General features: G+C 65.9%; 11 protein-coding genes. 9 read left to right on the forward strand and 2 right to left on the reverse strand.

Features of this window, described 5'->3' with window-relative positions:
* Positions 1–22 precede the first annotated feature (22 nt).
* Positions 23–3,136 carry a two-component regulator propeller domain-containing protein gene (locus HEP75_RS12345; protein WP_185823726.1) on the reverse strand — a complete coding sequence of 1,038 codons (3,114 nt, stop codon included), beginning with the start codon at positions 3,134–3,136 and terminating at the stop codon, positions 23–25.
* A 502-nt stretch (positions 3,137–3,638) separates the two neighbouring features.
* Here HEP75_RS12345 and HEP75_RS12350 point away from each other — a divergent pair.
* Positions 3,639–4,130 (forward strand): cupin domain-containing protein, encoded by a 492-nt coding sequence (locus HEP75_RS12350; RefSeq protein ID WP_185823727.1) that lies wholly within the window; start codon positions 3,639–3,641, stop codon positions 4,128–4,130.
* Between the two features lie 116 nt (positions 4,131–4,246).
* Positions 4,247–5,041: an SDR family oxidoreductase gene (locus HEP75_RS12355; RefSeq protein ID WP_185823728.1), complete on the forward strand. Its 795-nt coding sequence runs from the start codon at positions 4,247–4,249 to the stop codon at positions 5,039–5,041.
* Positions 5,042–5,219: 178 nt separating this feature from the next.
* On the opposite strand, the gene HEP75_RS12360 is transcribed toward HEP75_RS12355, so the two are convergent.
* Positions 5,220–5,843: a response regulator transcription factor gene (locus HEP75_RS12360; protein ID WP_185823729.1), complete on the reverse strand. Its 624-nt coding sequence runs from the start codon at positions 5,841–5,843 to the stop codon at positions 5,220–5,222.
* A gap of 176 nt (positions 5,844–6,019) precedes the next feature.
* Here HEP75_RS12360 and HEP75_RS12365 point away from each other — a divergent pair, with 176 nt between their 5' ends.
* From HEP75_RS12365 to HEP75_RS12395, 7 genes are all read left to right on the forward strand, one after another.
* The gene (locus tag HEP75_RS12365) at positions 6,020–6,661 is read left to right on the forward strand and encodes an isochorismatase family cysteine hydrolase (RefSeq protein ID WP_185823730.1); all 642 of its coding nucleotides are present in this window, start codon (positions 6,020–6,022) and stop codon (positions 6,659–6,661) included.
* A gap of 83 nt (positions 6,662–6,744) precedes the next feature.
* Entirely contained in the window at positions 6,745–7,668 is a 924-nt protein-coding gene (locus HEP75_RS12370) for an alpha/beta hydrolase (RefSeq protein WP_185823731.1), read from the forward strand.
* A gap of 491 nt (positions 7,669–8,159) precedes the next feature.
* The gene (locus tag HEP75_RS12375) at positions 8,160–8,435 is read left to right on the forward strand and encodes a hypothetical protein (protein ID WP_185816361.1); all 276 of its coding nucleotides are present in this window, start codon (positions 8,160–8,162) and stop codon (positions 8,433–8,435) included.
* 238 nt (positions 8,436–8,673) lie between these two features.
* Positions 8,674–9,825 carry an SPFH domain-containing protein gene (locus HEP75_RS12380; RefSeq protein ID WP_185823732.1) on the forward strand — a complete coding sequence of 384 codons (1,152 nt, stop codon included), beginning with the start codon at positions 8,674–8,676 and terminating at the stop codon, positions 9,823–9,825.
* A gap of 19 nt (positions 9,826–9,844) precedes the next feature.
* Positions 9,845–11,182 carry a TFIIB-type zinc ribbon-containing protein gene (locus HEP75_RS12385; protein ID WP_185823733.1) on the forward strand — a complete coding sequence of 446 codons (1,338 nt, stop codon included), beginning with the start codon at positions 9,845–9,847 and terminating at the stop codon, positions 11,180–11,182.
* On the forward strand, positions 11,179–11,430 hold the full coding sequence (locus HEP75_RS12390; RefSeq protein ID WP_185823219.1) for a hypothetical protein: 252 nt from the start codon (positions 11,179–11,181) through the stop codon (positions 11,428–11,430). Before HEP75_RS12385 ends, HEP75_RS12390 begins: the two co-directional genes overlap by 4 nt.
* A 56-nt stretch (positions 11,431–11,486) precedes the next feature.
* On the forward strand, positions 11,487–11,723 hold the full coding sequence (locus HEP75_RS12395; RefSeq protein ID WP_185823734.1) for a hypothetical protein: 237 nt from the start codon (positions 11,487–11,489) through the stop codon (positions 11,721–11,723).
* Positions 11,724–11,881: the final 158 nt, after the last annotated feature.

The following is an 11,881-nucleotide window of genomic DNA, read 5'->3' on the forward strand; positions in this document are numbered from 1 at the left end:
GTAGATAGAGCCGAAACCCGACCTACACTCCAATGCCTCTAACCACGCGCCAACGTAGCAGCCGCAGCCGCACCACAGTGCCCTCCGCCGGCCTGGAGGTTACCGATAGCGTCGCCCCCAAAAGTCTCGCCCGTTCGCGCATGCCGGTCAGCCCCCAGTGGCCATCGCGGTTGCCGCGTGCCAGGAGGTTCGCTTCGATCCCGCAACCATCGTCCTCGACCTCCACCAGGACGCCAAGCCATCCACCGGTCACGCGCACGCGGATATGCCTGGCACCGGCATGGCGCACCGCGTTGGCGACCGCCTCGCGCACTATTCGATACACCTCGTCCTGCTCCGGCGCATGCCAGCGGACCGGCCTGCCCCGCGTACTGAATTCATAGGCGAAATCCGGCGGCATGTCGAGTTTCTTCGGCAGGTCGCGCAGGGCCGCTTCCAGGTCCTGGGGTTCCGCGCCCTGCTGCCGCAGGTCGCGGATACGATCACGGCTTTCCACCAGCCCGGCATTGGCTTCCCGTATCGCGCGGGAAAGCCCGGTCTTGGCGGCCTCGCCGTCACCGCGTTCGAGCCGTCCCCGCGCGGCATCCACCAGGAACACCAGCGCCTGCATCGATTGCAGCAGCGTATCGTGCAGATCGCGTGCGATCCGCTCGCGCTCGCCGATGCGGGCACGGTACGCCCGCTGCAGGCCTTCGCGCGCGATCGCGACGCGCCAACGCACCAGCCACCACACCAGCAGCAGCGTGACCGCCAGGCAGGCCAGTGCGAACCACCAGGTTTGCCAGAACGCCGGCAGCACTTCGAAGGTGAACGCCGCTTCCCGTCCGGACCAGGCTTGTGCCCCGTCGCTGACCATGAGCCGGAACCGATAGCTGCCCGGGGCCAGGCGGCTGTACAAGGCCTGGCGTCGGGCGCCGGCGTCGTGCCAGTCATCGTCCAGTCCATCCAGGCGGTAGCGGAACCGGGCCTGCTCGGGCCTGCGCAGGAATGGCGCCGTGTAGCCGATCCGCAGGTCCCGGCTGCCGGCCGGCAGGGTCGGCGACGATGCGAGCGGTAGCTCTTTCTCATCCACGTGCAGGGCCAGCACGACGGGCTCGGCACCTGGACTTGCATTGCTGCGCTGGAGCTCGCGCGGATCGATCCAGTGGACGCCGCGACTGGTCGCGAACCATACCCGGCCCTGACCGTCGGCCACTGCGACCGGCGAGGCGCCGCTCTGCTCTGCTGCGCCCCGCAGGCCATCCAACACCCCGAATCGATCGAAGGCGACCCGATAGGAAGGCTGCACACGCCAGCGCGCCATCTCACTCGCGGGCACCCGGGTGACGCCGGGGCGCCCGATGAACCACGCCTCGCCATTGATCAGCATCACGATCCCGGCGGTGCGCTCGAACGTCTCGCCACCGCGGCCCAGCAGGCGCTGGAAGTGCTCGCCGATGCGTGCCGCCACGCCCTGCACGCCGCCGATCCAGAGCTCGCTCTTCCAGGCGCGCAACACCGCGATGCGACCGACACCGGGGCCATCCTCATCGAAATCGTGGTGTCCGCCATGCTCGAACACCCGGATCGTCTGTCCCGCATCGGACCAGATCCGGCCCTGCGCGTCCTCCACCAGCGCCCGCGGCGCAGTCCCCGCGTCCATGCCGTACTTGGCGTTCTGTGCTTCCCACTTTCCCTCGTGGAACCGTAGCAATCCGCCATTGACCTTGCTCAGCCATAGTCCACCTGCGCGATCGCTGGCCATGGTCACGATCCTGCCGCCACCGGCGACCTCCGGCGGCAGCGGGACAGGCCGGAGCCCTGCCCCGTCGCTGCGCCACAACCCGCCGTCGGCGTCTCCGACCCAGAGGTTTCCGGCGCCGTCGCGATGCAGTGCGGTAACGCCGTCGTCCGCGCCCCCGATTTCCTGCACGAGCGCACCGGTAGCTTGGTCGGCATCCGGGGTGACGCGCATCGGCCCCTGATCAGGATTGCCCGACCAGATGCGGCCCGAGCGATCCGCCTCCACGGAAAATGCCTGCTCGCGCCGCGGCAGGCGGATCGCGGCCAACGCGTTCTCCCGGAAGCGGTCCAGACCGTTGGCCGTGCCGGTCCAGATGTTGCCCTCCCGATCCTCGAACAGCGTCCACACCACCTCGGAGGTCAGTCCCTGCGCGGTGCCGAAGTATTCCGGCAACGGCGCGGGATGGGTCTTGTCCGGCGCATGCAGCTTGGCGGGATCGCGTACGCGCGCGATTCCATCCGCGGTGGCGAGCCACATTACGCCGTCGCGATCGAAGCGAAGGCCGGCGCCCTTGAAATCCGATGCAAGCCAGCTGACCGTAGTAGCCCCGGCGCGTCCGGGCAGCGGCATCGCCTGCGCAAGCGGACGTACGCCCCATTCGTCCACCGCCCAGAGCGTGCCGTTTGGCGCCTGGTCGAAAAATGGAGTCTCAATGGACTGCGGCACGCGCTCGAACCGCGTCGCGCCGGGCGCCAGGTGCGCGATACCGTGTTGCGCTCCATTCGAAAAGGCCACCCACACGCCCTTCTCGCGATCGACGAACAGGCGCCGCGGCGACCACGCCGGATCGAAATCCATGTCCGCGGAGGCCTTCCACGTATCCGTGGCAAGGTCCAGGTACACGATCGTGCCCGACGTGGCTGCCCACAACCGTCCGGTTGCGTCCCGTCCAAATCCGATCACCGAACCGACGGGGACATCGTCGCGTTGATAGGCGTAGTTCGCCGGGCGTGGTCCGCCCATGCGGCTCATGCCGCCGCTGACATAGCCGATCCAGACGCTGCCGTCTTCGTCGGCGAACAGGTTGAGGATGTCGTCATCGCTCATGGGCTTGCCTGCGATTTGCGTGATCCGCTCGAAGCGCAGCCCATCGAACCGGTACAAGCCCTGCCGCGATCCCAGCCAGAGGAAGCCATCCGGCGTCTGCGCGATCGACATGACCTGCGCCGGCGCCCCCTGGTCGGGAGTCCATCGGTCATGCCGCAGCTGCGACAGGGCGCGATCGGGAGCAAGGGCGTGCGCGGTTGCGCACAAGCCGAGCAGGAGCAAGGCGAAGCCGCCATGCAGGAGACGGCGCACGCTGCCCGGCTCGCCAAACCGGAAGGACGGCACGACGGGGACCAGAAGGGCCATGGGTGGGTCGCAGTCGGAGGGATGTGCCCGGCGATCTCCCACGCCGGATGGACTTCAGGAGTATGGCGCAGCAGGTGAAGCGCTGCATCCGCCTGCTAGCGGCGATCGGCGAACGCGGGCAACACGGGGAATCCCCCAAATGGAGGACGGGCGACCAACCGATTCTCGCGATGTCGCCCTGCGACGATCGGCCGATGCTGGTGTGGTGAACGCCACGGCACGTGCCTGGAGCACCTGCCATGGATTCGCTGCGGCCAGTCCGTTCACCGGGCCACGCGTTCTCCCAGAGCCCTTCCAGATTAGCGGTGGTCACCTCGGGCCGACTCATGCAAGTAACGCAACCGCTCAAGCGGGGCGTCGGTAGGCGCGTGGCCCCGCCGACGGTGCCACGCGGAACCCGATCCGGCGCGACACGGTACGCCAGGCTTCCGCGTGCACTTGGCGTCCGTGTCGCCAATGACGGGCGCAAAGAAACCGAACATCAACGAAAGGACGAGACGAAATGAACAAGCCGATGATTGCTTTCTTGGTTGCGCTTGCCGTGGATGCACATGCGCAGCAGACGAATGTTCCGACGTTCTCGGACAACTATGCAAAGACGCCCAGCGAACTCTCTGCCATTTCCCCCACCGGCGGCGCAGGCGGCTCTGGCAATGCGAAAGTGCAGGTCGTGACCATTCTCGGCGATCCATCGCAGCCCGGCCCTTACAGCCAACTGCTTCGCGTGGCGCCGCATGCTTCCATTCCCGCGCATCATCATGCGGGCGACCGCGCCGGGACGGTATTGTCGGGCACGTGGCATTTCGGTTACGGACAGAAGTTCGATCCAGGCAAGCTCAAAACACTGACGCCCGGTTCGGTCTACACCGAGCCGGCAAATGCCGCGCATTTCGCGCAAACCGGTGACGAAGCGGTCACCGTGCTCATCACCGGTTTCGGGCCGACGGACACGGTCTACGAGAATCCCGTGGATGCTCCGAGAGCCAAGCACTGAGTCCGCCCCCGGGTGCCCGCAGAGGGAGCGCTCGACGCCGCGGCGCTGCAATGCAAAGCTTCATGAGCCACCGCAAGCCCAGAACAACGTTTGTCAAACCTCTAGAGGAGATTTCCATGCAGATCGACTTGAACAACAGAACCGCCATCGTCACGGGTTCGACGGCCGGCATTGGACTTGCCATCGCCAATGGCCTGGCCGCTGCTGGCGCGCGAGTGATTGTCACTGGACGCACCCAGCAGCGCGTGGACGCCGCGATCGTTGCCATTACCAACAACGTTCCGCATGCCGAGGTGTCGGGCGTCGCCGCCGACCTGGGGACAAGCAAGGGCGCGCAGGAACTGATCGCTGCCGTATCGGCGACGGACATACTGGTCAACAACCTGGGCATCTTCGAACCGAAGGCGTTCTTCGATATTCCTGACGACGACTGGATGCGATTCTTCGAAGTGAATGTGCTGAGTGGCGTTCGCCTTGCCAGGCATTACGCCCCGGAAATGGCCCGGCGTGGCTGGGGCCGCATCCAATTCATCTCCAGCGAATCAGGCGTGCAGATTCCCGTGGAGATGGTGCATTACGGCACGACCAAAACCGCGCAGCTCGCCGTGTCGCGCGGCCTCGCCGAATCGCTGGCCGGCACTGGGGTCACCGTCAACGCCATTTTGCCGGGCCCCACCAGATCCGAAGGGGTTGGCGATTTCTTCGGGAAAATCGCCGCGGAGAAGGGAATTTCGCAGGCCGAGGTCGAACAGGACTTCATTGCCAGCCACCGCCCGACGTCCTTGATTCAACGCCTCGCAACGGTCGAAGAAGTCGCCAATCTCAGCGTCTATCTTGCCTCGGAGCAGGCCTCGGCCACTACCGGCGCGGCCGTGCGCGTAGATGGTGGCGTGGTGCGTTCCATTGTCTGAACTGGCGGGAAGACTGCGCTGACGCGGCAGCGCTGGCCGATCTTGGTCACGCTGCTGCCAGTCGCAATCGACCAAGGCCAGGAAGCCGCGCCGTCCATCGGCATCCTGCGATCAGCGACGAGGAATCACCTTGAGACGCAGGCTGCGGTCGCCCTCGTAGTCCGTACGGGGCGACCGTTCAATCGTCGAGCCTCACCAGGCCGCGGCGCAGCGCGATCTGAAATGCCTCGGTCCGATTGCTGGCATCGATCTTTTCGAAGATGCGGGTCAGGTGCGACTTGACGGTTTCGGCCGAGATTCCCATCTCATTGGCGATCCGCTTGTTTTCCCAGCCGCGCGCCAGCGCCGTGAGGATCGTCAGTTCGCGAGCCGTCAGCGCCTCCTCGCCGATGTGCCGGGAAATCTCCTGCGATACCTCGGCAGACACGCAGCGCTTTCCCTGCGCGATCTTGCGCAGCGCGTCGATCAGTTCGCCCCTCAACGAGCTCTTCAGCAGGTAGCCGTACGCACCCGCCGCCATCGCCTCGCGCGCATTGCCATCCCCGCCGTAAGTCGTGAGCACTGCCGCCCTGGCCGCGGGAAACTCCCCGCGCAGCCTGCGAATGAACTCGATGCCGTTGCAGCCTGGCATCTGCAGGTCCACGAGCACGATATCCGGCAGCAGGCGGCGGAACGTTTCCAGGCCGCTTTCGACATCGCCGGCCTCGCCTACCACGATCAGGTCCTGCTCGATCTCCAGCATGGCGGAAATGCCTTCCCGTACCAGTGGATGATCGTCGATGGTCAGTATCCGGATGGCCATGCCCAGCTCCGCTACGCCTGCCGCTGTCGTTCGCGGTGCAATGTACAGCAAACCCGGGGCGACAGCGGGATCCCCCAAATGGAGGACGCGCAAGCCACCGTTATCCGCGATGCCCCCATGCGACGAGCGGCCGATGCTGGCGTCGTGGGCGCAACGGCGCGCCCGGAGAAGCTGCCATGGATTCGCTGGGGCCGTTCTATCCACCGGGCCATACCGCTCTGCTGTTGGTAGACCCTTACAACGATGTGCTGTCCGATGGCGGAAAACTCTGGCCACGCTTGGCCGAAGTTGCCGGGGCCGTCGACCTGTTGCAGAACCTGCGCCGGATCCGGCAGGCGATCCGCTGCGCCCGATGGCCGCTGTTCTTCGTCCCCCATCACCGCGCGGAATGCAACGACTTCGACCTTTGGCAGCACCCCACCCCCTACCAAAAGGCAAGCTCGCAAGCGCAGGAATTCCTGAAGAACAGTTGGGGAGGCCAGTGGCATCCGGACTTCACGCCGGCGTCGGGCGACACCGTGGCCAAGGAACACTGGGGCGCTAACGGCTTCGTCAGCACGGATCTGGATCTGCTGCTCAAGCAACAGCGCATCAGCCACGTCGTCGTGGTCGGGTTGATCGCCAATCTCTGCGTCGAAACCACCGCCCGCCACGCCAGCGAGCTGGGTTACCACGTCACCCTGGTCACCGATGCCACCGCGGCCTTGAGCCACGACGCGATGTTCTACGCGCACGAAATCAACGGCCCCACCTATGCCCATGCGCTGCTGACGACGCGTGAGTTCCTGGCACGCGTGCCCTTCGCCCCCGATCCATGACCCCGTTCCTTCTCCGCCGGCAACGGCGCCCGCATGACCGGGAGGAAATCCTCCTCCCGCAACGCTCCCAACCAGGAATTCCCATGAAAACGCTGCTTCGCTCCTTCCGGCATGCCGTCATCGCATTGCTGACGCTCCTCACCGCATCCACCGCCTATGCGGCCAACGATCCCATTCAGAGCCACATGGCCGACGCCAATGGCGTCACGCTGCATTACCTGCAGGCCGGCCATGGCACCGGTACGCCGGTCGTGCTGCTGCACGGCTATGCCGAGACCAGCCATATGTGGCGCCCGCTGATGAGCCAACTGGGCGATCGCCATGTTGTGATCGCACCCGACCTGCGCGGTGCGGGCTCGTCCTCGAAACCGCAAGGCGGCTACGACAAGAAGACCATGGCCCAGGACATCCATGCGCTGGTGCAGTCGCTTGGCTATGCCAAGGTCAAGATCGTCGGCCACGACATTGGCCTGATGGTCGCCTACGCCTACGCAGCCCAGTACCCCGACCAGGTCGAAAGTGTCGTGCTGATGGATGCCTTCCTGCCGGGCGTAGGCGACTGGACCAAGGTCTGGCTGCTGCGCGACCTCTGGCACTTCCACTTCTATGGAGAGGTGCCGCTCAAGCTGGTCGATGGACGCGAACGCATCTACTTCGAGCATTTCTGGAACGACTTCGCTGCCGATCGCGCGCGTTCGATCTCCGAAGCGGACCGGCAGTTCTACGCCGCGCAATACGCCAAGCCGGGAGGCATGCGCGCCGGCTTCGAATACTTCCGTAACTTCGAGCAGGACGCGAAGGACTTCGCCGACTTCGCCCGGACCCCGATCCATGTCCCCATGCTGGTCCTGTCCGGCGAGAAGGCCGGTGGCCAGTTCCTGATCGACCAGGCGCGTTTGGTCGATACCGATGTCGACGGCGTCATCGTCAAGGGCTCGGGCCACTGGCTGATGGAGGAGGCACCGGAGCAGACAATTCCTGCGCTCGTTTCTTTTCTGGACAAATAGCGCGGGAGAAAAAACATACCGTGCGAAGAACCGGCTCGCATGCACGATGCGGCCGTCCCCGGCCAACGGCATTTGGTTGGTTCATTCCCATGCAGACCGTCTGGGAGTGAGCGAATTGCAAGGATGGCTGCTGCGAACGCGCGGTGCGGCGACCACCAGCAATAGAACGATCATTCACCATATGCGCGGTGGTCGATGGTGGCGCTGCCTGTCCGCAGGCAGTGCCTAACTGCGATAACGCCGCCCTGATCGCATCTACCCGCTTGACTACACACTCGATCACCAGATCCCGCTCATTGATCCGATACGCGTAGCTGGCGTGCGACTCAATGGGAAATCCTATAGCGCCTTCCCGTCCCCACGAAGCCTTAACTCCTTTCCCCTATCCTACCGAAGCGCCGGACGACGCCTGCCACGCTCTCACGCAGATCTGTGGAGCACAGGCCACGTCGCCGGCCGCCAACGGACATCGACATCGCAAAGGAGACTCTATGAAGAAGCTGCACGTACTCGTGTTCGCCGGTTGCCTGCTCGGCCTGAGCCCGCTGGCCTCCGCCGAGGTCGTCAACCTGACCAACAGCGCCGATGGCGCCAATCGCGACGCCGGCATCGCCGCGGTGAAGCAGAAGCTGCAGGACGCCTGCACCTCGCGCAAAGGCACGCCGGATCTCGAGTCGTTCGAGGTGGTGTTCGAGAAGACCAGCCAGAACCCGGATGTTCCCAAACCCTACTACGTGGACGGCAAGCTCAAGTGCAATCTGCCGTAAGGCTGCTACCGGCGCGGCACCAGTCCGCGCCTTGAAACTCCTTCACCGAACAAGGCCCCGCTCCCGCGGGGCTTTGTTTTTCGGCGTGCGGCGTGCGGCATACCGCGATGGCCGCTTCGGCACAAGGCCAGCGCACGCCTGGACCAGGCCAGCCCCTCCTTCGCCCGTCGCCCGCTACTGATATAGTCCGGCGGTCACGATGGGCATGGTGCCCGTCCACGAATCAAACGGAGTTGTCATGGGTCTTGTCCAGGCGGTGTCAGGTGCAGTCGGCGGCGTTCTCGCCGATCAGTGGAAGGACTTCTACACCGTGCCGACGGGCCTGCCGGCGACGGCGGCGCTGTTCGCAGCGGTGCCGCACGGCACCAATGCCGGGCGCGGCTCCAACACCGGCGCGTCGTCGAACATCATCAGCAACGGGTCGAAGATCGTCGTGCCCGAGGGCTACGGGCTGCTGCTGATCCAGGACGGCGCGATCACCGGCTTCGTCGCCGAGCCGGGCGGTTACGAATGGCGCTCCGACGATCCGAATTCGCAATCCATCTTCGCCGGCGACGGCCTGGTCGCGCCGCTCATCCGGCAGAGCTGGGAGCGCTTCAAGTTCGGCGGCCAGCCGGGGTCGCAGCAGGCCGCGTTCTTCGTGTCGCTGAAGGAGCTGCCCGACAACCGCTTCGGCACGCAGTCCGAGATCTACTGGGACGACGGTTTCCTGGGCACCCAGGTCGGCGCGGTGACGCGCGGCGCGTATACGCTGAAGATCGTCGATCCGATCCTGTTCGTGAAGAACTTCCTGCCGGCGCGCTATCTGCAGCCGGGCCAGGTGTTCGACTTCACCGACCTCGACAACGCTGCCGCCAACCAATTGTTCAATGAGGTGATCGGTTCGCTGGCGCCGGCCTTCAGCCTGTACACGAACGACCCGGGCAAGGGCAACCGCATCACCAAGCTGCAGCAGGACTCGCTCGGCTTCGCCAAGAGCCTGTCCGATGCGGTCGAGCAGGCGTACCAGTGGCGCTCCGAGCGCGGTCTGGCCATCGTCAAGACCGCGATCGTGTCGATCGAGTACGACGCCAATACCCGGGAACTGCTCAAGACCGTGCAGCGCGCCGATGCGCTGGCCGGCGCGCGCGGCAACTCCAACCTGCAGGCGAGCGTCGCCCAGGGCATCCAGTCGGCGGGCGAGCATGGCGGCGCCGCGGGCCTGGTCGGGGTCGGTATGGCCACGGGCATGGTCGGCGGCGTGGGCAGTCTGCAGCAGCCGGTCGCACCTGCCGCGCCGGCCGCCGACGATGCGGTCGCCAAGCTGAAGAAGGCCAAGGAGATGCTGGACCTGGGCCTGATCACCCAAAGCGACTACGACGCGGCCAAGGCCAAGGCGCTGGGTCTGTAAGCTGCCGGACGCCACGATCATGTCCGACTCCAGAACCCCGCCGCCATTGCCGCCGGTGCCGCCGCCCTTGCCTGCGGCGGCCGTGACCGGGCCCGGCTCGCCGCAGGACGTGCCGCCCCTGCCGGGCAGTTTTCCGCTCGATCCGGCCACCCTGCCCGCTCCGATCCGCGACGAACTGCAGGCGCCGGATCCGCTCGCCATCGACACCGCCGCCAACCAGCTGAAGGACGGCCTCAACCGCTGCCCGAAATGCGGCGCCACCGACATCCGCCCCAAGCTCGGCACCGACCTGCTGGTCTGCCAGTACTGCCGCAACGAATGGCATGGCGCGCGGGTCGAGGAGGTATTCGGCTTCGGCGCCGGCATCGGCGAGCTGCACGGTACGGTCATCGCCTCGGGCGCGCGCGACATCGCCGCCGACGCCGCCAGCCTGATGAGCTTCAAGTGCAGCGGCTGCGGCGCCGAAGTCACGGTCAACACCGAGAGCACGATGACCGCACGCTGCCACTGGTGCCGGCACGTGTTCGGGGTCAACGAGCAGATCGCCAACGGCGCGGTGCCCGATGCGGTGCTGCCCTTCCACATCAAGAAGGAGGATGCGGTCGCGCGCATCCGCCAGTTCGTGGACAAGCGGCGCCTGTTCGCGCTGAAGGCCTTCAAGGAGCAGTTCACGCCCGAGAACGTGGTCGGCGTCTACCTGCCCTACATGATCGTCGACGGCAACGTGAGCGCCAGCGTGGCCGGCAAGGGCGAGATCATGACCCGCGAATACACGCGCGGCACCGAGAAGAACAAGACCACCTACTACGACGCCGACGTCTACCAGGTGCAACGGCACGTGGACTTCACCGTGGACGACCTGCCGCTGGAATCGTCTTCCGAACGCGGCAACCTGGACGCCCAGGCCAACACCAACAACATCATCAACACGATCCTGCCGTTCGACACCAAGAACGCGGTGCAGTGGAACGCGTCGTACCTGGCGGGTTTCACCTCGGAAAAGCGCAACCGCGACGTCGAGCATCTGCGTCCGCGGCTGGAGGACCAGTTGCTGTCGATCGCCCGCGCCCAGGTCGAGGACTCCGTCGACCGCTACGACCGCGGCGTGCGCTGGGAGCACGAACGGCTCGAGGTCCACGGCACGCGCTGGGTGTCGATGTACCTGCCGGTGTGGCTGTACTCGTACCACCAGCCCGGCCGCAACGGCGGCATGCTGCACTACATCGCGGTGAACGGCCGCACCGGCGAGACCATGGGCAGCGTGCCGGTGCAGCAGTGGAAGCTGCTGCTGGCCGCGCTCACCGCCGGCAGCGTCATCGAAGCCATCGCCCTCTGGATCGTGGTGACCACCTCATGAGCGACGACAGTGGACTCTGGTTGCTGCTGGCCGGTCCGGCCGGCGCGAGCGCGTTGTACTGGACCCTGTACCGGTACTACCGCAACACCGACAAATCGCACGCCTTCGAGCGGGAGACGAGCGTCGAGGCCAAGCCGGTGACCGGCTCGGACAGCAAGGTGGGGACGGTGACGGGCACGCAGGACCGGTACATCAGCGGCAGCAACGTGCGCTCTTACCGGGCGCGCGTGCAGCGGGACACCGGCTGAGGCGCTGTCCAGCTCCATGCCGCGCCAAAGGGTCACGGCGGCGGTGCAGGCCCGAGATGCACCGCTTCGACCCGACGATCCCTCCATGGCGCGATGCTTCCGCGCCAATCGATGCGTGCGCCCGCTCCTGCCGCTCAACGCCCTTTGCGCAAGCGTCGCTGAAGCCCTGCAATCTGCCGCGGGCTGAAATCCTGGGCATGGCGCTGAAGCAATGCGAGGATCGCCGCATGCGCCTCGCGCGTGCGGCGCTGCAGTTCCTCTTCCGCGGCTCGCTCGATCGCCTGCCACTGTGAAGGGGTCGTGCCGGTCGGGCCGGCTGGGCCGGCTGGGCGCTTTGCAGTCAATGCGTTTGTCCGGTCGTGGAAATCCAGGTTGGCCGCTTGCATCGGCCAGGCACAACTTTACCGCCAAATCCGCTTCGATCGGGGCGCCGTTGAAGTCCGCTTCGCGC

The organism is Xanthomonas sp. SI, assembly GCF_014236855.1.
Classification (GTDB): Bacteria; Pseudomonadota; Gammaproteobacteria; order Xanthomonadales; family Xanthomonadaceae; genus Xanthomonas_A.

Excerpts from the sequence above, each read along its gene's own strand:
- HEP75_RS12345 (WP_185823726.1), bottom strand. The coding sequence starts at position 3,136 with ATGGCCCTTCTGGTCCCCGTCGTGCCGTCCTTCCGGTTTGGCGAGCCG.
- HEP75_RS12350 (WP_185823727.1), top strand. The coding sequence starts at position 3,639 with ATGAACAAGCCGATGATTGCTTTCTTGGTTGCGCTTGCCGTGGATGCA.
- HEP75_RS12355 (WP_185823728.1), top strand. The coding sequence starts at position 4,247 with ATGCAGATCGACTTGAACAACAGAACCGCCATCGTCACGGGTTCGACG.
- HEP75_RS12360 (WP_185823729.1), bottom strand. The coding sequence starts at position 5,843 with ATGGCCATCCGGATACTGACCATCGACGATCATCCACTGGTACGGGAA.
- HEP75_RS12365 (WP_185823730.1), top strand. The coding sequence starts at position 6,020 with ATGGATTCGCTGGGGCCGTTCTATCCACCGGGCCATACCGCTCTGCTG.
- HEP75_RS12370 (WP_185823731.1), top strand. The coding sequence starts at position 6,745 with ATGAAAACGCTGCTTCGCTCCTTCCGGCATGCCGTCATCGCATTGCTG.
- HEP75_RS12375 (WP_185816361.1), top strand. The coding sequence starts at position 8,160 with ATGAAGAAGCTGCACGTACTCGTGTTCGCCGGTTGCCTGCTCGGCCTG.
- HEP75_RS12380 (WP_185823732.1), top strand. The coding sequence starts at position 8,674 with ATGGGTCTTGTCCAGGCGGTGTCAGGTGCAGTCGGCGGCGTTCTCGCC.
- HEP75_RS12385 (WP_185823733.1), top strand. The coding sequence starts at position 9,845 with ATGTCCGACTCCAGAACCCCGCCGCCATTGCCGCCGGTGCCGCCGCCC.
- HEP75_RS12390 (WP_185823219.1), top strand. The coding sequence starts at position 11,179 with ATGAGCGACGACAGTGGACTCTGGTTGCTGCTGGCCGGTCCGGCCGGC.
- HEP75_RS12395 (WP_185823734.1), top strand. The coding sequence starts at position 11,487 with ATGCACCGCTTCGACCCGACGATCCCTCCATGGCGCGATGCTTCCGCG.